The following is a 20131-nucleotide window of genomic DNA, read 5'->3' as shown; positions in this document are numbered from 1 at the left end:
TGCGCTTTTTGCCGCCGGTTGCCAAGTCGTAATGACGCCGCCAGACGGGGCGTTATGTGGCACACCCACTGCTTAGCGAGCAAAGGGGGTGTGTTGAGGAGCTGTCGCACGCGCTGATGTTCGTCCAATGGCGTAGTCGGACGTTTGCACCAGAGTGGACGCTTCCCTCCCGACGCCCTGCTAGGCAGTGAACCTGCCCGCTGACCGAGGGATGGTGAATGGCATCAGAGGGTTAGTGGCCGTTGTACTCGTCGTCGGTGATGTGTTCGGCCCAGGTGGTGGTCTTGGCGGGGTCTTCGCCGTTTTGGAGCATGGCGATGTGTTCCATGAAGCAACCCGGCGCCGCGGCGTGCCAGTGCTCTTCACCGGGCGGGGTGTACAGGGTCTGGCCGGGGTAGACCTCGATGATGGTGCCGTCGCGGCCGCCGAAACGGGCCACACCCTGGGTGACGCGGAGGTACTGGCCGTGTTCGTGGGAGTGCCAGGCGGTGCGGGCGCCGGGGGCGAAGCGCACGGCGGCGACGACCATGGTCTGGCCGGCCTCATGCGGCAGCGCGATCGGGTCGAGCCAGACGTCGCCAGCGAACTGGGCGGCCGGGTTCTTGGTGGTGGGGCTGGCGGGTTCGATGTTCATAGTGGGTTCCTTAGGCGTTGTCGGTGAAGAGTTGTTTGGCCACGCCCATCGCGGCCATGCCCTTAGGCCAGCCTGCGTAGAGCGTGACATGGGTGATGGCTTCGATGAGTTCGTCGCGGGTCACGCCGTTCTCGACGGCGCGGCCCAGGTGGAAGCCCAGCTGTTCGGTGTTGCCGCCGGCGGTGAGGACCGCCACGGTGATGAGGCTGCGGTCCCGGGCGGAGAGCTCGGGCCGGTTCCAGACGTCCTCGAAGAGCACGTCGTCGGTGAGTGCGGCGAGCTTCGGGGCGAAATCTCCGAACATCTTTCGGCCCCCTCCGACCTGTTTGGGTTGTCGTGTCATGTTCTCTTCCTTTTCTTTCGGTAGGAGTGCTGCGGTGCCTGACGGTTGTAGCCGGGGTTTTTCAGTTCTGAATGCTAAAAGGCGATCATCACTTTGAGGGCTTGGCGGTCGTCCATGGCGCGGTAGCCGTCGGGGACCTCGTCGAGGCCAACGGTGCGGTCGAAGACTTTGCCGGGGTTCACGGTGCCGTCGAGGATGGCCGGCATCAGTTGCTCGATGTAGGCCCGTACGGGTGCGGGACCGCCGGTGAGGGTGATGTTGCCGCCGAAGAGGCTGCCGAAGCCGACGGGGGCTTCTTCGTATTGGGGAACTCCGACGCGGCTGATGATTCCGCCGGGGCGGACGATGCGGTGGGCCTGCTCATAGGTCGGCATGTATCCGACCGCTTCGAGCACCTTCGGCACCCCGTGACCGCCGGCGAGCTCCCGGACTTTGGCGATACCTTCCGCGCCGCGTTCGGCGACGACGTCGGTGGCGCCGAACTCGATGCCGAGGTCGGTGCGGGACTGGTGGCGTCCCATCAGGATGATGCGTTCGGCGCCCAGTTGCTTGGCGGAGAGCACGGCCATGAGGCCTACGGCGCCGTCGCCGATGACGGCAACGGTGTCCCCTTCGGTGACGCCGGCGCGGTGGGCTGCGTGCCACCCGGTGCCGTACACGTCGGACAGGGTCAGCAACGAGGCCAGCAGCGGAGACTTCTCGTCAACGCCGGGTACATTCACGAGGGTCCCGTCGGCGAACGGAACCCGGATGGCTTCGGCTTGGCCGCCGCCCATTCCGGGTGCATCCCAGAAGCCTCCGTGCAGGCACGAGGTGTGGAGCCCTTCCCGGCAGAATTCGCAGGTTCCGTCCGAGTACGCGAAGGGGGCGATGACGAGGTCGCCCGGGGTGAGGGTCCGGACGTCGGATCCGATCTCGTCGACGATGCCGATGAACTCGTGCCCCATGGACACGCCGTCGGGGCTGCTCTCCATGCTGTGATACGGGTGCAGGTCCGATCCGCAAACGCAAGCCCGGACTATCCGGACCAGGGCGTCGGTGGTGTCCTTGAGGGCCGGGTCCGGGGCGTCAATGATACGGACGTCGCCGGGGCCGAACATGTAGGTTGCTTTCATTGTTATCTCCTGAGCTGTGGTGGTCGGGTGGTTGGGAGAGCCAAGTCGGCTGTGCCGGTCAGTCGGCTCTACGGATGGTGGCTGCGAATCCCTCCACCTGGTTTTCAATGGCGTCGGTGTTTTCGTAGGTGCCGATGGGCACGATCCCGTTAAAGTAGCCAACGTGCCGGTAGTAAAGGACGAGGCTTTGATCGGGGGCGTAGTACCCAACGGTGAGCGGAGCGGCCTCGCTTCCCTTTGGCGCGCCCTGGAGGTCCAGCGGGGCCGGTAGCTGGGATAGCTTTTCCTGGCCGCCGTGGTCCCGGAACGCCAGGGTCAGGGGAAGCTGGGCCAGGAGTGAGCCTGAGGTGGCGCTGCCGTCGAGTTCTCCGGTAATTCGCTTGCCCTGGAGCTCGATGACAATCGGCGTGGTGGTTGGCGTTGCGGTCGGGGCGGCAGTCGGATCGGTCGCCGGTGAGCCAGGGGAGGACGGTCGCGCGTCAGCGCCGCCGCCGGGGCTGTAGCTGCAGCCGGCCACAGCAATAGCGGTAGCGATCAGGACCATCGCAGGCGCCACGGCGCCTGGCAGCAAGGCTTTTCCCGATGAGAAACGGTTGCGAGTGTTCATAAGTGGATCCTTTCCGGGATACGGCGAGGAGGACGTCTGCCGCGCGTTGCCGTTGTTGCTAGAGGCGGCCGGGGAATGCCGTGCGCCGTCCGTAGACGGTCAGGGCGAGTGCGGCCAGGCCGGCGGCGATCATCAGGACTGCCAGCGCCAGGGCGCCGTACGCCGTCAGCAGGGCAGCCCCGAGGATGCCGGCGCTGAAGATGGCGAGGTTGAACGCCACCGGCAGGAATGAGTTGGCGACGTCGGAGTCCGCGCCTCCGGTGGTGGTGAGTGCGGCCTGGAGCTGCGCGGCCGCCCCGCCGAACGTGATTCCCCAGAGCACGGTCGCGGCGATCACCGCCGGCAGGAACGCGTGGCCCACGAGCAGCGCGACGGCGGCAGCGATGAACAAGGCGACGCTCCCGTGCAGCAGCGGGCGGGGATGGCAGTCCAGGAGGGCGCCGGTGATGACGATTCCGGCGATCGAGGACACCCCGAAGATGAAGAGTTCGACGTCGACGGTGAGGCTGCTGCCGGTGGTCCGCAGGTAGGGGGCGATGTAGGTATAGATGGTGTTGTGGGCCAGCATCCAGGTGAAGATGACCGCCAGGATCACGGCAATGCCGGGGATCCGGAGCACCCGGGCCAGGGGAAGCCGGGAGGCGCCGGGCTGCCCGCCGGCGTCGGGCGCGATAACAGCGATGAAGACACCGGCGATGATGGCAACGGCGGTGAGTCCGGCGAAGGCCCACCGCCAGTCGAAGGTCGTTCCGAGCCAGGCCCCCAGTGGTGTGCCGAGAGCGAATCCGACGGGCGCCCCGACGGAGACGATCGCCAGCGACAGGCCTGCACGGGAGGGCGGGCTGATCTTCCGGCCGTAGGCGGCCAGCATCCCCCAGATGATTCCCGAGAACGCGCCGGCGATGAACCGCGACACCAGCGACAGGGTCACGTCGCCGGAAATGGCGGTGGTGGTGTTGGCCAGGACCAGGCCGAGGATCGCGCCGAGGAGCAACGGTTTGCGGCGCATGCCCCGGGTCAGGGTGATGGCGGGGATCGTGATGATCACCGTGCCGAGGGCGTAGGCGCTGACGAACAGTCCGACGGTGCCTTCGCGGATCCCCATCCCCGCCGCGATAATCGGCAGCAGCCCGGCCGGCATGGTCTCCATCGCAACGAGGACGAAGCCGATGACGGCCAGCGCGGCCAGGGTGGCGAGCGGCAGCCGTTTCGGCTTCTTGGTCGATTCCGGGGCCGGCGCGATGGTAATGGTGGTCATTGCATCCTTAGGGAGTGAGGCGGCGATCGGCGGGAGAATGTGATGGAAGCGGTTTCCGGGTCATGCCGCCGGTGGGGAATCTTTATCCAGTCAATACGCGAACCGTCCAGTGCGGGACTCTCTGTCAAGGGGTGTACCACCAGGGCACCTCAACAAGGGTTTGAGGGACGTATTCTCGTGGCATGGACAATAAGGCCGAGGTACGCGAGTTCTTGATGTCGCGCCGCGCGAAGGTCACCCCCGAACAGGCCGGGCTTCCCGCCGGGTCGAACAGACGCGTTGCCGGGCTTCGCCGCACGGAAGTTGCGGTACTCGCAGATGTCAGCGTCGAGTATTACGCCAAGCTCGAACGGGGCGCGATCGGAGGGGCTTCCTCGTCCGTGCTAGACGCCATCGCCCGCGCTCTTCTCCTCGATGACACGGAGCGGACTCACCTCTTCGACCTCGCCCGGGCTGCCGACGGCATTCCACTGTCCGGGCGTCCCCGCCGGAGATCCACCAAGAACGCCATCAGTCGGTCCAGCCTGCACTGGGTGCTCAGTACGATCACTAGCGGTGTCGCTTTCGTACGCGACCAGCACCAAGACCTCTTAGCCACTAATGAGCTCGGACGAGCTTTCTACTCGCCCCTAATCGGCGACGGCGGCCGCACGCCGAACCTGGCCCGGTTCCAGTTCCTGGACCCTGCCTCCCGGGAGTTCTATCCTGACTGGGGGCTTTTCGCTGAGATGTGCGTGGCGATCATGCGCACCGAGGCCGGGCGTGATCCCAACGACAAAGGCCTCCAGGACCTCGTCGGTGAGCTGTCCACGCGCAGCGATGTGTTCCGGCAGCTGTGGGGCGCCCATGATGTCCGGACCCACGGGACCGGCACAAAACGATTCAACCACCCGGTCGTCGGCGAACTCACTCTCGCCTACGAAGAACTCATCATCACTGCCGACCCAGGCTGCGTCCTCATGATCTACACTGCCGAACCCGGCTCGCCCAGCGCCGAGCGACTCAGGCTACTGGCCAGCTGGGCGGCTACGGGATCCAACGCGCCTGCGCACGGCTAAGGCACCTCCACTACGGGGCGGTAACCGTCTATGGGCAAAGGTTATTCTGTGACGGAACGTGGTCGAGTTTAGGTTCAACGTGTAGGTCCGGGCCTCCCTGAAACCTTTTGCGATGGCCGCTAAGAACGCACGTTCTTAGCGGCCATACGTATTCCCGGGTTAGATTCGAGCAGGTGGGTCCCTTTCCTACCCGCGGGAGGTGAGGACGTTGTCATGCACCTTGGTCCAGCCCTCCGACTCCAACTGGCCAGTGTCGGTGCCGTCAGTCACGAGGACGGCAGAAATGCCTGTTGGGCCTTTGACCTTGACGACCTCCCCGCCGCGGGCGTAGCTACTGCAGCCAGCTACCCAGAGCGAGGGGCTCGCGTCGGGAGCGATGACCAGACACGCCTCATGCGTGTTCTCGTTTCTCGCGGCAAAGTACTTCACCCCGTCTTTTGAAACGAGCAGACGGGCGTTTTCGGTGTTTACTTCCGTTCCCTGGAAGTTGATGCCTTCCGGCATTTTGTCTTCCGCGGTTGCTTGGCGGTCCAGGGCCTTAAGACCTGACGGGGCGGTGCAACCGCCGAGCAGGATTGCCACGCCGAGCACGGCTGTGATCATTGGAATTGAGTAACGATTCATGGCGCTGCCCCCTCAGGCTGTCGTTGTTCAGAGACTACACCGGGCCGGTCAGGGTTCCATGCCGCCCCCGGCCCGGGATCGCAAAAGGGGGGCGGAAGACTCACTGGGGTTCAGCGACAAGAACGAAACGGCCCCGCTGCGCTCGGGCAGCACAAGCATCTCTTTCCTTTTTGCTGCTCTCCGTTGGATTTTACGTGCCCGCTCCACCGGCTCAACCGTCCTGGGGACGGCCGCGCAACTGACGCGTGGACCGTAAGACCCGCGCTTACGGCCAAACTAAGCAGCAACACCAGGGAACCGGCGCCTACGGCAAGAGAGTGCGGGGCCGGGACTTCCCCAGGGCTGTGCCGAAATAACGGCTCCTTATGGGCGGGGTGTTGTTACCGCGCGCGTTTGTAGGTCGATAGCTAAGTATGAAGCGGAAGGTTTCCGCGGAGGAGCATCATGATCTGCAACGTTGTCGACGCCTTTGTTCTAATTGGTGACTTTTCGAAAGCCAGGCGCGGCGTTGCTTTGCGGATCGCTCCTGTGGCTCGTTGCTGGGGTGAGGGCTGATGGCGGGACAGGATGTGGCCGGCGCCGGAGTCCACTCGTCGAGGCGTTTCATCTGGCTGTCCTCCGGGGGCATGATTGCTACCGCGGTCCTGTATGTGGGCGGCGTCTTGTGCCGTGATTCGGATGCTTTCAGTCCCCTTGTCGATGGGTTCTTGTCGCTCCTGACGGTTTGGCTGCCGGCGGTCGTATGTTGGCTTGTGGTCGGACGAGCGCGCTCCCGCAGACCGGATATCGCTTTGGTGGCAGCTGCCGTGTCATGCCAGGCCGCAGGCGACACCTACTATGCAGTGCAGTCGGCCGGCGGTGGAAATGTTCCCCTGCCTTCGCCCGCGGATATTGGATATGTCGGCTTCTACAGCCTGATGCTCGCGGCGTTGCTGGTGGTCGTCAGGGGGCGGCTGCGTGATATGACCTGGCCTGTCGTCCTAGACAGTGTTGTGGGAGGCCTTGGGGCCGCAGCAGCTTTGGCAGTGGTCATGGGACCGGTTTTTGGGTCTGCTTTTGGGGGGCCGCAATCCGTGGCGGCGGCAGTGGGTGCCGCCTATCCACTGCTGGATCTGTTGTTGGTGGCCACGGTCATGGGAATCGCAGCTACCCCTGGCAGCGGGTTGGGACGCGGGTGGGTCCTGCTGGTGGCTGGATTGCTGACCTTTACAGGCGCCGACATCGTTTACGCACTGCTGGAACTCAACGATCTTTATGTCGTGGGAACTCCGCTGGATGCGGCGTGGGCGCTGGGGACTGCCTTGATCGGTTGTTGGGCGGTATCCCAGGACGGTGCCGGGCAGTCCGCACCGGCTAGGGGCGCCGATATCCCGGTTCAGGCCGTTCCGGCCCTGGCTACGGTTGCAGGACTTGGCGTCCTAATCCTGGGCACCCAACAACGCGTGATGCTGCTGGCGGTGGTGCTGGCGGGACTTACATTGGCGTTGGCCGTACTGCCGTTGGTGTTTCGGCAAAGGATCCGGCTGGCTGATGCCAACCGACAGGCCAGGACTGATGAGCTCACCGGTCTTCCGAACAGGCGCGCACTGTACGCGGATCTGCCGTTGCGGCTGGCCGATGCCCGCCGGGCCGGCGCTGTCCTGTTGCTGGATTTGGATAAGTTCAAGGAGATCAACGACGGGTTGGGCCACGACGTGGGGGATGAGCTCCTCAGGCAGGTCGCCGCGCGGTTATCGGAAAAGCTCCGTGGCGCAGACCTATTGACCCGGTTGGGCGGGGACGAGTTTGTGGTCCATGTAGCCGACTGTACGCCGCAGGAAGCGGAGGTGGTTGCCCTGAAGCTTCGGGAGGCTTTGGGCGACGCGTATGACCTGGGCGGGGTCACGGTGCAGGTCAACGCCAGCATCGGTATTTCGTGTTTTCCGACGCAAGGCCGGGACCTGAGCTTGTTGCTGCGCAAGGCGGACATGGCAATGTATTTGGCGAAGTCCAGCCGCCGCGGCCACGCTTTCTATGTGGAGACGGTGGGCGTGTCCGATTCGACTCATTTCCACAGCGTGCAGGCGTTGAATGCAGCCCTGACTGACGATCAGCTCGTTCTGCATTTCCAGCCCAAGCTCGAGCTCGGGACGGGCGAGGTCCGCGGTGTAGAGGCGCTCGTTCGATGGAACCACCCGGGATTGGGGTTGTTACAGCCCGATTCTTTCCTCCGTCGCTTTGAGGAGGCTGGGCTGATGCCGGCCCTGACGGGCGTGGTGCTGGTCAAGGCCTTGGATCAGGCTGCTCTTTGGGTCTCGCAGGGGCGGTTGATTTCTGTTGCGGTTAACCTGTCCGCGGGGTCGATCATGGACGCACGGTTGCCTGGACAGGTGGCCGCCATGGCCGCGGCCCGGGGGTTGTCTCCATCTGTGCTGGTCGTGGAGATCACGGAAGACGTGCTCGTTGCCGACCGGGAGCGGGCCTGCGCTGTTCTGGCGGCCCTCCGAGGGATGGGGGTAAGGATCGCGGTCGATGACTTTGGGAAGGGGTACAGTTCGCTGTCCTACCTGCGGGAACTGCCCATCGATGAGCTCAAGCTCGACAAGTCCTTCGTCCTTACGATGATGGATGACGCCCGCGCAACCGCTTTGGTGGTCTCCACCATCGACTTGGCCCACAGCCTCGGCTTTGAAATGACGGCGGAGGGTGTTGAAGACGAGCAGGCATATCGGGCGCTCAGTGACTATGGTTGTGACCTCGCCCAAGGTTACTTCATGTCCAGGCCGGTTTCGGCTGAGGAGCTGGACTCCTGGCTCCAGTCCCGGGATACAGAGCCGACGCCCGGAGTGGACGCCCTCTTGGCCGGTGAAACAGGACAAGGGACGGCGCCCCGTCTGGCCTGATTCGACGGCGTCAAAGGATCAGTCCCGACTGCAGGTCAGTCCGCTGCCATGTCCGGGACACTTCACTTGTCCGGGCGGAGGTGGGACCGACTTCCAGCTCAACGAGGGCGAGGAGCTCACCGGCGGTGTCCAGGCCGCCCAGGCGCTGAACTTTTGGAGTGCTGCACGCATCTTTACGAGGCCCTCCTACGGCACCACCGGCCACTTCGCGAAGGTATGGAATACGCCGCCGCCGGTGTCCGGGCGGCAGACGTGACACTCGCGCCGAGGACCGCCAACTCTCGCTGCTGAACGTGGTGGAGTTCCGCTTCAAGGTGCAGGTCCTGACCTCGCTGAAACTTTTGCGGTGACTCACCGCCACCGTTCCGGAGAGTCCGCGGTTGCGGGGAGAGTTGGCTCTTGCGCCACCGAAAAACCAGGCGTATTACTGTTAGTACGTTCTTCGAAAGAAGGACGGGAACGGACAACAGGGGAACCCTTGAACGCACGGGGGATCTGATCCTCCGTGGTCTGCCGGTGACGAGGCAGGAAACGCCAGGATTCCCGCAAGTTCGGGAGATGATGTTCGTCATAACGGAATCAAAACAGTCGAAGCCCCTTCAGCATTTGCTGGTGGGGCTTCCCCTTTACTGCCAGGGACTCAGCTAGGCGAGGATGCGTCTCCCGCCGGAACGGCGAGGTCGGAAGCCTGCGCCTTGGCGGGCTTGTGCGGGTTTCCGGCTTCCTTGGCGCAGTGGATGCAGCAGTACACGCCTGATTCGCTGTCGACCGGATGTCCGATGATCCGGCAACCGCAGTGTTCACACGCTGGCGCCATCATATGTATGGCGCACTCGAAGCTGTCGAAAGTTCCAGTCTGGTTGCCCATGGAGACGGTGAAGGTCCTTCCGCCGGGGCTCCCGCAAACGTCACATGCACCCATGATCCCTCTCCTTTTTGCGGACGCTTTAGGACCAGTTAAGCGGTTGTAAAAGTTCCCTGGATAGGGGCGAAGGTCCTTGCAGTACACAGGCCGGGAGTAGAAACAGCCAGAATGCCCGGGCTATCACGACGGGTGGGCGGCCTCCTATTCCGAACCGCCCCGCCCTAGAGTGAATTATGGACACATCGGCCGCACCGGACGGCTCCCGGACCTCGCTCTTTACTGATCACTATGAGCTGACCATGTTGCAGGCGGCGCTCCACTCCGGGGCTGCGCACCGCCGGTCCGTCTTCCAGGCTTTTGCCCGAGGGCTCCCCGCCGGGCGCCGGTACGGGATTGTGGCCGGTACTGGCCGGCTCCTTGAAGGCATCGCGGACTTCCGCTTTGACCACGACGACCTCGATTTCCTGGCCGGCACCGGGGTGGTTAGTCAGGACACACTGGAACATCTGTCCGCCTTCCGGTTCTCCGGTGACATCTGGGGCTACCCGGAGGGCGAGGCCTATTTTCCGCACTCGCCCGTCCTGATCGTGGAATCGACCTTCGCCGAGGCCTGCATCCTGGAGACCTACGTCCTGTCGGTGCTGAACCACGACAGCGCCATCGCCTCGGCCGCGTCCCGGATGACCAGTGCCGCTGCCGGCAGGCCCTGCATTGAAATGGGTTCCCGCCGCACTCATGAGGAAGCGGCCGCGGCGGCGGCCCGCGCGGCCGTGATCGCGGGCTTTTCCGGCACGTCCAACCTGGCTGCCGGCCGGCGGTACGGCCTCCTGACCGTCGGCACCGCGGCCCACTCCTTCACGCTGGTCCACGACTCCGAGCGCGACGCCTTCGCAGCGCAACTTGCCTCCCTGGGGGCAAGCACCACACTGCTCGTGGACACGTACGACGTCGAAGCGGCCGTCCGCACCGCCGTCGACCTCGCCGGAGACAAACTCGGGGCCATCCGGCTGGACTCTGGAGACCTCGTAGCCCAAGCACGCCGGGTCCGCGAACTTCTGGACAGCCTTGGCAATGCGCACACCAAAATCGTTGTCACCTCGGACCTGGACGAGTTCTCCGTCGCCGCGCTACGGGCAGCGCCGGCCGATTCCTACGGCATCGGCACCTCGCTGGTAACGGGTTCCGGGGCACCCACTGCCGGCATGGTCTACAAGCTGGTGAGCCGGGCCGGCGACTCCGGCGGGCTCGTTGCCGTCGCGAAGACATCGAAGGACAAGATCAACGTGGGCGGCCGCAAGTTCGCGGTGCGTCGCCTGGACGACCGCGGCACGGCAACCCATGAGGTCCTCGGCGTGGAGCATCAGCCTGCCGACGGCAAGAATGGTCGACCGCTCCTGCAACAGTTCATGATGGACGGCGAACTCCTGCCCGGCTGGACCGGGCCGGACGCTGTGAGGCGGGCGCGGGAGCGGCACACGGCCTCCATGGCGGAACTGCCCCGGGTCGTGGACCGGCTGCACCCCGGCGAACCGGCCATCCCGACCATCTACGAGTGAAGCTTTCGACGTGCCGTCCGGGCTGATGCTCTACCGGCGGAGAGCCGGAGGCAGCGGAAGGTATCCCATGAGTGCGGATCCTCCGGCCCGGATAGTGGCGTCGAATCCGCTCCGCAGGCGCCCCCGCAGACGAGGACTCAACGTGACACACTCTGCGTAGCCGTAGCCCAATGGCCTCAGAACAGCGGCCAGGGCACCGCCGGCATCTCGCCGCTTGGAGCCGGAAACCGCGCTGCCAAGCGCAACCGGGCGCAGCGCGCGGCGAGCGCTGCGATTTCTTCGCCGCTGAGCAAGTCCGCCAGGTCTCGGCCCAGCCCACCGTGCAGTCCGTCGCTGACACGATCGATGCCGTCGCGTTCCTCGGCGGTCAGAGGGTCTCCCAGCCATCCCCACAGGACCGTGCGCAGCTTGGGGTCACGGTGAAAGGTGAGCCCATGGTCCACACCGTGCCGGTGTCCGTCCGTCATGGCAAGAATGTGGTCGCCTTTGCGGTCGGCGTTGTTGACGATGATGTCGAACACCGCCATGCGTCTGAGCGCTGGCGAGTCTTCGTGAACGAGGGCGACCATCCGTCCGTTCTCATCCCGTCCCTCGAGGACGTGTTTCCAGCCTGTCTCCGGCACGTGGTCCGTAGCCACCAGGTCCACGGCGTTTTGGGCGGGGTCTTGCTCCTGCCAGAGCTGGACCATTCCTTCGCCCATCGGACCATCGCGCAGCCAGGTGTGCGGCACGACGTCCCAGCCGAAGGCCTGCGAGACCAGGTAGGCGGCCACCTCCCGGTGAGCCAGCGTGCCGTGGGGAAAATCCCACAACGGACTTTCGCCTGCTATCGGTTTATAGACGACCGCCATGTCGCCGATGCTGCCCAGAAATGTAGCGTTTGAAGCCGTCGTGATGAGGCCGGTGAGCGTCAGCTCGGCGGTCACTAGGTCCGGCGCCGGCATCAGACCTCGGGAAGGGTGCAGATGTGACCGTCGGCGTCTATGGGGTTACCGCAGAGTGGGCAGGTGGGACGCCCGGCGCCCACGATCTCGCGGGTGCGCTTGGCGAATGTGCGGGCCGTGCCGACCGGCATTCGCACGAGCAGCATTTCCGGCTCATTGGCGCTGTCCTCATCGACGGATGCGTCGTTGTCATCAGCATCGATATCGGTGATGGGGTATGCCTCGATCAAGACCTGGGCCGTGGTTGGGTCCCAGCCCAGGCTCATGGCCCCGGTGCGAAACTGTTCCTGGACAGCCTCGAGCTGGTCATTGTCGACAAGTTCACTGGGAGTACCCGTGGGGACGCTGAAGGGGTTGCCCTCGACGGTGATGAGCTGGTCGAGAATTTCGTCGATTTTCTCGGCGAGCAGTGCCGCCTGCTGTTTCTCCAGGGCAATACTCACGATCTGCGTCCCTGCGCGCACCTGCAGATAGAACGTGCGCGCCCCCGGGAGGCCAATGGTGCCAACGACAACCCGGTCAGGCCAAGCAAACTCGTGAATACGTGTAGGCATGTCAGTATTTTAGGCATATATGGTTCATGGCGCGTTTTGCCCTGCACCGCCGCCGACCGGCGCATCGCCAGACTGGATGCCGTTCGACAGCCAGGACAGATCCCCCGCGTCGGTGTTGGTCGCGTAGACGCTCGGCCGACTAGGGCCGTAGCGCACGATCGATACGGAGGCGGGGCCCACGTTAATGCGCTGGAACAGGTCAAGGTGCATGCCGAGCGCGTCGGCGAGGATTGACTTGATGATGTCACCGTGACTCACCGCCACCCACACGGCCTCTGGCCCGTATTCGGCCTCGAAGGCTGCATCGTGGCGTCGAATCGCTGCCACCGACCGGGCCTGCATCGCGGCCATGGATTCACCGCCGGGAAAGACGACGGCGGACGGTTGCGACTGCACTACGGGCCACAATTCCTCGGTCGCGAGATCAGCGAGCCTGCGGCCCTGCCATAGGCCGTAATCGCACTCAGTGAGATCAACTTCGACCGGCGCGTGCGGCGTGCCAGTCTGGCGTTCGAGGATGAGCCGGGCGGTCTGCTGACAGCGCTCAAGAGGGCTCGACACCACCCCGACCACGGGCACGGCCGCGAGCCGGTCTCCGGTCAGGGCCGCCTGGTCCCGCCCGATCTGGTCCAGGCTGACGCCGACGGCCCGACCGGCCAGCAGTCCAGTGGCATTGGCTGTGGTGCGGCCGTGCCGCACGAGAATAACTGTCGCCATCCACCCAGCCTAGCCACCCCGCCAATAGCGGCCTGAACTATCGCGCTCAGCGCCTCGTCTCGTACCTCGTCAGGACCACGCCGTCCGGAAACCTCCGCGTCTCCACCAGGTCCAGGTTCACCCGGCTGTCCAGCGCGGTGAAGAACGGAGTGCCGCCGCCCACCAGGACCGGATGGGTGGCCAGCGCGTACTCGTCGATCAGCCCGGCACGCATGGCCGCCCCGGCGAGCGTTGCGCCTCCGACGCTCATCGGGCCGCCGTCCCCGGCCTTGAGCCGGGTGATCTCCTCGATCGCGTCCCCGGTGACCAGGCGCGTGTTCCAGTCGACCTTGGCGATCGTCGAGGAGAACACCACCTTCGGCGTGTCCCGCCAGTTCCGCGCAAACTCGATCTCCGCCGGGGTGGCGTTGGGCTGTTGGTCGCCGGTCGGCCAATAGGAGCTCATGGTCTCCCAGAGCTTGCGGCCGTACAGCGACAGACTGCTTGCCCGCTCCTGGTCGAGCCACCACTGGAACAGTTCGTCGCTCGGCCCGCCCCAGCTAATGTCGTCGCCAGCCGCGGCGATGTACCCGTCCAGGGTGAGATTCATGCCGTAGATCAGTTTCCGCACGGCGCCAGCCTTCCGTCCCGTAGTGGTCGAGGGCGTCATTGGACTCTGCCGTCCCGCACATGATCAGCCGCATCCCGTCCCTCATGGAGCCACCGTAGCTGCCCAAGATCTGGATGGCATAGCCTTCGGACCGCATTTCAACTGGGAACTGTGGACAAAGTCTTACTGGGTCTGTACCTATTTAAGGGCCCGAGCAACAGGCGGGCGTGCTTACCGGATCTGTCGGTGAGTTCCAGCCCGTTCCGCCGGCATCGGGCACAACCACCATCCCTGTGCGGACTCTGGAGGCACGGTTGAAGCTCTTGCTTACTTCAGGGGGCATAACGAACCCGAGCATTCACTTGGCGCTCGTGCAGCTTCTCGGCAAGCCGGTGGCCCAGTGCCGCGCCCTCGTCGTCCCGACAGCGCAGTGGGGTCACCCGATGTGCGGACCGGTATCGGTGCGGGGCCTGCTGGCCGCCGAACACGGCTCCCGCCATATGTCCGGCCTGGGCTGGGCGTCGCTCGGTGTTCTCGAGCTCACCGCGCTGCCCACCATCGGCGCGGATCGGTGGGTCCCTTGGCTTCGGGAGGCCGACGTGCTCCTGGTCGACGGCGGCGACGCGACGTACCTGTCCCATTGGATGCGGGAGTCCGGGCTGGCCGGGCTGCTGCCGTCACTTCCCGACATGGTGTGGGTGGGAGTGAGTGCCGGAAGCATGGTGATGACGCCGCGGATCGGGGAATACTTCGTCGAGTGGCCGTCCGCACCGGATGATCGGACCCTGGGGGTGGTGGATTTTTCGATCTTTCCGCACCTGGACGCTTTCCCGAGCAACACTCTGGCCCACGCAGAGCGGTGGGCCGGCGATATAGGCGTCCCTGCCTACGCCATCGACGAACAGACAGCAATCAAGATCGTCGATGGCTCCGTTGAAGTGATTTCCGAAGGGCACTGGAAGAAGTTCGGGTGACATCGTGAAAGCCGACCACTATGACAGTTTCGCCGAGAGCTACTCGGCGGAGAACGAGTCCAGCCTCCTCAACGCGTACTACGAACGACCGGCGATGCTCGGGCTTGCCGGCGACGTGAGCGGCCGCCGAATCCTGGATGCAGGGTGCGGCTCCGGCCGCTGTCCGCGGCGCTGAGCGCTGGGGGCGCGATGATGACGGGATTCGATTCCAGTCCTGCGATGCTCGCACTGGCCAGACAGCGACTGGGCGCGACGGCGGACCTACATGTGGCCGACCTCAGCAAACCGCTCCCTTTCGACGATGAATCCTTCGACGACGTCGTCTCCTCCTTGGTCCTGCACTACCTTGAAGACTGGTCGGCACCGCTTGCCGAACTGCGGCGCGTGCTGAAGCCGGGCGGTCGCCTGATAACGCCTTCATCATCTTCGTCCTCGAAGCAGGCGCAGAGTAGCGTTGCCGCCCTTTCCGGGCCGGTAATGGCCGATTAACTCGAATGGCCCCCGATTCGCATGTGCGGGGGCCTTTCTGTCGGCAGCCCCTATCCTGCGGTGCCCCATCCGTCAATGAATTTCGACAAAATTTACACAACGGCTCCGCCAATTGTTGCAGCTCGATAACGAACTATACCGAGGGTCAACTTTCTTACCCTTCTGACCTGTCGCGGGTTTACGCTTCATGCCATGTGAGACGCGCCACACTGCCGCTGGGGGAGTGTGGACGTCTGCCTGGTGCCTTCGGCGCCGGTCTCATCCACACCACAGAAACAAGGAGGCGGAATGCGCTTCGGTCGTATTTCCAAAGCAGTGGGGGTCGCGGCGGCAGCAGCACTCGCACTGAGCGCCTGTGCAGGCAACAGCGGCGGGTCAACCCCGTCGACTGCTGCTGCGGCAGGCAAATCAGGCGGATCGGCAACCGTCGTCGAGGTTAACGCGTTCAACACGTTCAACCCGAATACTGCAGACGGCAACACTGACATCAACTCGAAAGTCAGCTACGCCACCCACTCCGGGTTCTTCTACATCGACAACAAGCTTAACGTTGTTCGCAATGAGAAGTTCGGCAAGATGGAAAAGGTCTCAGATAACCCGCTCACCGTGAAGTACACCATCAACGACGGTGTGAAGTGGTCCGACGGCACCCCCGTCACGGCAGCCGACCTGGTCCTCCAGTGGGCAGCTTTCTCCGGCTACTACAACGACGCCGACGCCGACGGCAAAAAGGGAACGACCTACTTCTCCTATGCCGGCGACCCGACCGGCCTGGCGCTGACCGATTTCCCGGAACTCGGCGACGACAACCGTTCCATGACCATCAAGTACTCGAAGCCGTTCGCTGACTGGGAAATCGCCCTCGGCGGCCCGGGCATCGACATCCCGGCCCACGTCTTGGCCAAAAAGGCCGGGCTGGCCGACGCCAAGGCGTTTGTCGACATGGTCAAGGGCATGCCTCGCGGCGACGCTAAGAACCCGAAGCCCGCCAACAAGCAGCTCAAGGCCATGGCTGACATGTGGAACACCGGCTTCGACACCAAGACGCTGCCGGCCGATCCCAGCCTCTTCCTCTCCAACGGTCCCTACGTCGTGAAGGCGATGAACCAGGACCAGTCCCTGACCATGGTCAAGAACAAGGACTACAACTGGGGCCCGGAGGCCAAGCTGGACGAAATCACCGTCCGCTACATCGGTGAGGCTCCGGCCCAGGTCCAGGCGCTGAAGAACGGCGAGGCCGACATCATCGCCCCGCAGGCTTCCGCCGACACGGTCGAGCAGCTCAAGGCCCTCGAAAGCCAGGGCGTCACGGTGGAGGTGGGCAACCAGCTCTCCTACGACCACATCGACCTCAACTACAGCGGTCCGTTCGCCGAAAAGAATGTCCGCGAAGCCTTCATGAAGACGGTTCCGCGCAAGGACATTGTGGACAAGATCGTCAAGAAGCTTGACGACAAGGCGGCTCCGCTGGATTCCCAGCTCTTCGTCCCGGACCAGGCCAAGTACGCCGACTCGGTCAAGGACAACGGCTCCTCCGCCTACCAGGACGTTGACATCGAGGGTGCAAAGAAGCTCCTGAACGGTGCCACGCCGTCGGTTCGCATCATGTACAACAAGGACAACCCGAACCGTGTTGATGCCTTCTCCCTGATCCGCGAGTCCGCGGGCAAGGCAGGCTTCAAGGTCGTCGATGGCGGCCTCGGTAAGTCTGACTGGGGCAAGGCCCTCGGCGACGGCAGCTACGACGCCACCATCTTCGGCTGGATCAACTCGGGCGTCGGTGTTTCCGGTGTTCCGCAGATCTTCAAGACCGGAAACGACTCGAACTTCAACAAGTTCAGCGATCCCGAAGCCGACAAGCTGATGGACGAACTGATCGTTACCACCGACAAAGCCAAGCAGGATGACCTCATCCAGCAGATCGACAAGAAGATCTGGGCCTCGGCCTACGGCTTGCCGCTCTTCCAGGCCGTCGGCGTGGACGCATACAGCGACCGCGTCACCGGTGTGAAGTACATGCCTAACCAGACCGGTGTCTGGTGGAACTTCTGGGAGTGGGCACAGAAGTAGCCCGCAACCGCAAGTGACACTTGCCAGCTGAAGGCGTCGGGACCACGGCTTTACGGTCCCGACGCCTTTCCAGCGAACCACCCCGGCGATGTCTGGCGCTAGGCCGCATCCTCCGGGGAATCCGGCCTAACTCTGCGACCGGTCCGGGCGATCCCTGGGCCCGAATCCCGAGGTTCTATTCCCATGGTGACCTACATAGTCCGGCGGCTTGTGACTGCCGCCCTCATTCTTCTCGGCGCATCCTTCCTGGTGTATCTCCTGACAGCGGCGTCAGGCGATCCCCTCGAGGAATACCGTGCCATCAATGCGGCCAACAAGCAGCAACTGATGGACGCCCGCACCGAACTCCTGCAGCTGGACGTCCCGGCGCCGCTGCGTTACTTCAAGTGGCTCGGCGGTGCGGCCCAGTGCCTCATCCCGTTCGCCAACTCCTGCGACCTCGGCAAGAACATCGTCGGCCAGCCCGTCACCGACGCACTCGGCCACGCCCTCATCCAGACCCTGACCCTGGTCACCGGCGCCACGGTGCTGGCCATCCTGGTCGGCATCACGCTCGGGATCGTCACCGCCCTGCGCCAGTACAGCGCGCTGGATTACGGCGTGACGTTTATGGCGTTCCTGTTCTTCTCGTTGCCGATCTTCTGGGTCGCCGTCCTGCTCAAGGAGTACGGCGCCATCGGCTTCAACAACTTCCTGCGGAACCCTGAGATCCCGATACCGACCGCCATCGCCATCGGCCTTGTCTTTGGCGCGGTGCTCGCGGTGGCCGTGGGCGGAGAGCTCAAACGGCGCCTGCTCACCGGCGGCGTCGTATTCCTCTTTGTCACCGCCATCCTGGTCTACTTCTCCGCCACCGAATGGTTCAAGACCCCGGGTCTGGGACCGGTGATGATCGCCATCGCCGGCGTCGGCCTGGCCTTCGCCGTCACCCTGCTCACCGCCGGCCTGAAAAACCGCAAAGCCCTGCAGTCCGCGCTGATCAGCGTTGGCGTCGGCGTCGTGCTGTACTTCCTGGTCCAGCCCCTGCTGGACCAGGCCACCTTCCTGATGATCGTGCTGCTGGCTATCGCAGCCGTCCTCGTCGGCCTGGGCATCGGCTACCTGGTGGGCGGCTACGACCGCGGCCAGTCGATGCGTGCCGCGGCGATCACCTCGTTCCTGGTGGGCTTCCTGATCCTGTTGGACCGGTTCATGCAGGCATGGCCCACGTACTTCAACAACAGCCGGGTCCGCGGCCGCCCCATCGCCACCATCGGGGCGAACACCCCCAACATTGAAGGTGACTTCTGGGTGTTGGGCTTGGATTCCTTCACCCACCTGATCCTGCCGACCCTGGCCCTGATCCTGATCTCCCTGGCCAGCTACACGCGGTTCACCCGGGCCTCGATGCTGGAAATCATGAACATGGATTACATCCGGACTGCCCGGGCCAAGGGCCTGACGGAACGGACCGTGGTCATGCGCCACGCCTTCCGCAACGCACTGATCCCGATCGCCACCATCGTGGCCTTCGATATCGGCGGCCTGATCGGCGGCGCCGTCATCACCGAATCGGTCTTCTCCGTCCGTGGCATGGGCTTTCTCTTCCTGGACGGCATCCGGCACGTGGATCCTAACCCCGTCATGGGGGTCTTCCTGTGTGTCGCCATCACCGCCATGGCGTTCAACCTCATCGCGGACCTTGCCTACTCCGCACTTGATCCGCGCGTAAGGGTAAAAGCATGAGCCAGCCAAGCCAGCAAGACGAAATCATGGCCGAAGAGGCCGCACTGCAGCCCGCGCCCGCGGCCGGCGTCGAGCCCGTCCTCGAGGCGAAGGGCCTGAGCCAGGGCCAGATTGTCCGGAAGCGGTTCCTGGGCCACTCCGGCGCCATCGTTGGCCTGGTCGTGTTTGCCTTCATCTTCATCCTCGCGTTCACCTCCGTCGGCTACTGGGGCATCCCGGGCTGGTGGAAATACAATCACGAGCAGGTCGCGCCGCTGGTCAACGACGGCGCGCCGACCTCGTCGCTCTGGCCGCTGGCCTGGGGCGAACACCCCTTCGGTCAGGACCGGATTGGCCGGGACCTGTTCGCCATGACCATGCGCGGGGCGCAGCAGTCCATCACAGTGATGGTCGTTATCGGCCTGATTGCCGGCCTGATCGGCGTTGTAGTCGGTGCAGTATCGGGCTACTTCCGCGGCTGGGCCGAAGCCATCCTGATGCGGCTGACCGACGTCATCATCATCGTTCCGGCACTGCTGCTGGCAGCCGTGATGGCACAGATGGCCGGCCGTCGTGACTCAGGCAGTTGGTTCTCCGCCTTCGCCAGCACCAACGGCGTCCTGGCCCTCGGCATCTTTCTCGGCCTGATCAGCTGGGTGAGCCTGGCCCGCCTGATGCGCGGCGAGTTCCTGTCGCTGCGTGAGCGCGAGTTTGTCGACGCGGCCCGTATCTCCGGGGCCAGCAACGCCCGGATCATCTTCAAGCACATCCTGCCCAACGCGGTCGGCGTGCTGATCGTCAACGTCACGCTGACCATGTCCGCGGCGATCCTCACCGAGACAGCCCTGAGCTTCCTCGGCGTCGGCGTCAAGGCTCCGGATACCTCGCTGGGCCTGCTCATCTCGCAGAACCAGCAGGCCTTCTCCACCCGGCCCTGGCTGTTCTGGTTCCCCGGCCTGTTCATCGTGCTGATCTGCCTGAGCATCAACTTCATCGGCGACGGCCTGCGCGACGCGTTCGATCCGCGGCAGAAGAAGTTCAATGCCAAGAAGGTGCAGGAGGTCCGTGCCCCGGAGGCAGCTCCGGTGACCGCGTTCGACGGAGCCAAGGAGCAGTAGATGCGTAGCTCCTTCGCAGCCGGCGGCAAG

At 64.3% G+C, this 20131-nt stretch carries 17 protein-coding genes and 1 pseudogene; 8 read left to right on the top strand and 10 right to left on the bottom strand.

What is annotated here, in order from left to right; all coding sequences use genetic code 11:
• Positions 1-232: 232 nt before the first annotated feature.
• The 5 genes from ACUYM2_RS13500 to ACUYM2_RS13480 all read right to left on the bottom strand — a co-directional run bounded on the left by ACUYM2_RS13500 (position 233) and on the right by ACUYM2_RS13480 (position 3957).
• Positions 233-634, bottom strand: coding sequence for a cupin domain-containing protein (locus ACUYM2_RS13500; RefSeq protein WP_481600517.1), 402 nt, complete (start codon positions 632-634; stop codon positions 233-235).
• Between the two features lie 10 nt (positions 635-644).
• On the bottom strand, positions 645-977 hold the full coding sequence (locus ACUYM2_RS13495) for a carboxymuconolactone decarboxylase family protein (protein ID WP_481600516.1): 333 nt from the start codon (positions 975-977) through the stop codon (positions 645-647).
• A gap of 74 nt (positions 978-1051) precedes the next feature.
• On the bottom strand, positions 1052-2092 hold the full coding sequence (locus ACUYM2_RS13490; protein WP_481600515.1) for an alcohol dehydrogenase catalytic domain-containing protein: 1041 nt from the start codon (positions 2090-2092) through the stop codon (positions 1052-1054).
• Positions 2093-2150: 58 nt separating this feature from the next.
• Positions 2151-2699, bottom strand: coding sequence for a cyclophilin-like fold protein (locus ACUYM2_RS13485; protein ID WP_481600514.1), 549 nt, complete (start codon positions 2697-2699; stop codon positions 2151-2153).
• A gap of 58 nt (positions 2700-2757) precedes the next feature.
• Entirely contained in the window at positions 2758-3957 is a 1200-nt protein-coding gene (locus tag ACUYM2_RS13480; RefSeq protein ID WP_481600513.1) for an MFS transporter, read from the bottom strand.
• A gap of 182 nt (positions 3958-4139) precedes the next feature.
• On the opposite strand from ACUYM2_RS13480, the gene ACUYM2_RS13475 reads away from it, so the two are divergent.
• The gene (locus ACUYM2_RS13475) at positions 4140-5015 is read left to right on the top strand and encodes a helix-turn-helix transcriptional regulator (RefSeq protein WP_481600512.1); all 876 of its coding nucleotides are present in this window, start codon (positions 4140-4142) and stop codon (positions 5013-5015) included.
• Between the two features lie 186 nt (positions 5016-5201).
• Here the strand turns inward: ACUYM2_RS13475 and ACUYM2_RS13470 are convergent, their stop codons facing one another.
• Positions 5202-5618, bottom strand: a complete 417-nt coding sequence (locus ACUYM2_RS13470) for a hypothetical protein (protein ID WP_481600511.1) — start codon at positions 5616-5618, stop codon at positions 5202-5204.
• Positions 5619-6433: 815 nt separating this feature from the next.
• On the opposite strand from ACUYM2_RS13470, the gene ACUYM2_RS13465 reads away from it, so the two are divergent.
• Positions 6434-8521, top strand: a complete 2088-nt coding sequence (locus ACUYM2_RS13465) for a putative bifunctional diguanylate cyclase/phosphodiesterase (RefSeq protein ID WP_481600510.1) — start codon at positions 6434-6436, stop codon at positions 8519-8521.
• Positions 8522-9619: 1098 nt separating this feature from the next.
• Positions 9620-10942, top strand: a complete 1323-nt coding sequence (locus ACUYM2_RS13460) for a nicotinate phosphoribosyltransferase (RefSeq protein ID WP_481600509.1) — start codon at positions 9620-9622, stop codon at positions 10940-10942.
• A 176-nt stretch (positions 10943-11118) separates the two neighbouring features.
• On the opposite strand, the gene ACUYM2_RS13455 is transcribed toward ACUYM2_RS13460, so the two are convergent.
• From ACUYM2_RS13455 to ACUYM2_RS13440, 4 genes are read right to left on the bottom strand one after another with little or no spacing between them, the layout of a single operon-like run.
• Positions 11119-11886: an SCO1664 family protein gene (locus ACUYM2_RS13455; RefSeq protein WP_481600508.1), complete on the bottom strand. Its 768-nt coding sequence runs from the start codon at positions 11884-11886 to the stop codon at positions 11119-11121.
• The gene (locus ACUYM2_RS13450; RefSeq protein ID WP_481600507.1) at positions 11886-12440 is read right to left on the bottom strand and encodes a DUF3090 domain-containing protein; all 555 of its coding nucleotides are present in this window, start codon (positions 12438-12440) and stop codon (positions 11886-11888) included. The genes ACUYM2_RS13455 and ACUYM2_RS13450 overlap by 1 nt, the downstream gene beginning before the upstream one ends.
• A 24-nt stretch (positions 12441-12464) precedes the next feature.
• Entirely contained in the window at positions 12465-13157 is a 693-nt protein-coding gene (locus ACUYM2_RS13445; RefSeq protein ID WP_481600506.1) for an MSMEG_4193 family putative phosphomutase, read from the bottom strand.
• 46 nt (positions 13158-13203) lie between these two features.
• Positions 13204-13767, bottom strand: coding sequence for a dihydrofolate reductase family protein (locus ACUYM2_RS13440; RefSeq protein ID WP_481600505.1), 564 nt, complete (start codon positions 13765-13767; stop codon positions 13204-13206).
• A gap of 293 nt (positions 13768-14060) precedes the next feature.
• On the opposite strand from ACUYM2_RS13440, the gene ACUYM2_RS13435 reads away from it, so the two are divergent.
• The 5 genes and pseudogenes from ACUYM2_RS13435 to ACUYM2_RS13415 all read left to right on the top strand — a co-directional run bounded on the left by ACUYM2_RS13435 (position 14061) and on the right by ACUYM2_RS13415 (position 20101).
• Entirely contained in the window at positions 14061-14720 is a 660-nt protein-coding gene (locus ACUYM2_RS13435; protein WP_481600504.1) for a Type 1 glutamine amidotransferase-like domain-containing protein, read from the top strand.
• Between the two features lie 4 nt (positions 14721-14724).
• Positions 14725-15131, top strand: a pseudogene (locus ACUYM2_RS13430) (class I SAM-dependent methyltransferase); the annotation flags it as partial.
• A gap of 366 nt (positions 15132-15497) precedes the next feature.
• Positions 15498-17279 (top strand): ABC transporter family substrate-binding protein, encoded by a 1782-nt coding sequence (locus ACUYM2_RS13425; protein WP_481600503.1) that lies wholly within the window; start codon positions 15498-15500, stop codon positions 17277-17279.
• 183 nt (positions 17280-17462) lie between these two features.
• Positions 17463-19004: an ABC transporter permease gene (locus ACUYM2_RS13420; RefSeq protein WP_481600502.1), complete on the top strand. Its 1542-nt coding sequence runs from the start codon at positions 17463-17465 to the stop codon at positions 19002-19004.
• Positions 19001-20101: an ABC transporter permease gene (locus ACUYM2_RS13415; protein WP_481600501.1), complete on the top strand. Its 1101-nt coding sequence runs from the start codon at positions 19001-19003 to the stop codon at positions 20099-20101. Before ACUYM2_RS13420 ends, ACUYM2_RS13415 begins: the two co-directional genes overlap by 4 nt.
• The last annotated feature ends 30 nt before the right edge of the window (positions 20102-20131 follow it).

The organism is Arthrobacter sp. SD1074B (genome assembly GCF_056780195.1).
This window is presented reverse-complemented; position numbering and strand designations above follow the sequence as displayed.

Bases quoted from the DNA above. Each gene is read 5' to 3' on its own strand.
- ACUYM2_RS13500 (WP_481600517.1), bottom strand. From the start codon at position 634: ATGAACATCGAACCCGCCAGCCCCACCACCAAGAACCCGGCCGCCCAG.
- ACUYM2_RS13495 (WP_481600516.1), bottom strand. From the start codon at position 977: ATGACACGACAACCCAAACAGGTCGGAGGGGGCCGAAAGATGTTCGGA.
- ACUYM2_RS13490 (WP_481600515.1), bottom strand. From the start codon at position 2,092: ATGAAAGCAACCTACATGTTCGGCCCCGGCGACGTCCGTATCATTGAC.
- ACUYM2_RS13485 (WP_481600514.1), bottom strand. From the start codon at position 2,699: ATGAACACTCGCAACCGTTTCTCATCGGGAAAAGCCTTGCTGCCAGGC.
- ACUYM2_RS13480 (WP_481600513.1), bottom strand. From the start codon at position 3,957: ATGACCACCATTACCATCGCGCCGGCCCCGGAATCGACCAAGAAGCCG.
- ACUYM2_RS13475 (WP_481600512.1), top strand. From the start codon at position 4,140: ATGGACAATAAGGCCGAGGTACGCGAGTTCTTGATGTCGCGCCGCGCG.
- ACUYM2_RS13470 (WP_481600511.1), bottom strand. From the start codon at position 5,618: ATGATCACAGCCGTGCTCGGCGTGGCAATCCTGCTCGGCGGTTGCACC.
- ACUYM2_RS13460 (WP_481600509.1), top strand. From the start codon at position 9,620: ATGGACACATCGGCCGCACCGGACGGCTCCCGGACCTCGCTCTTTACT.
- ACUYM2_RS13455 (WP_481600508.1), bottom strand. From the start codon at position 11,886: ATGCCGGCGCCGGACCTAGTGACCGCCGAGCTGACGCTCACCGGCCTC.
- ACUYM2_RS13450 (WP_481600507.1), bottom strand. From the start codon at position 12,440: ATGCCTACACGTATTCACGAGTTTGCTTGGCCTGACCGGGTTGTCGTT.
- ACUYM2_RS13445 (WP_481600506.1), bottom strand. From the start codon at position 13,157: ATGGCGACAGTTATTCTCGTGCGGCACGGCCGCACCACAGCCAATGCC.
- ACUYM2_RS13425 (WP_481600503.1), top strand. From the start codon at position 15,498: ATGCGCTTCGGTCGTATTTCCAAAGCAGTGGGGGTCGCGGCGGCAGCA.
- ACUYM2_RS13420 (WP_481600502.1), top strand. From the start codon at position 17,463: ATGGTGACCTACATAGTCCGGCGGCTTGTGACTGCCGCCCTCATTCTT.
- ACUYM2_RS13415 (WP_481600501.1), top strand. From the start codon at position 19,001: ATGAGCCAGCCAAGCCAGCAAGACGAAATCATGGCCGAAGAGGCCGCA.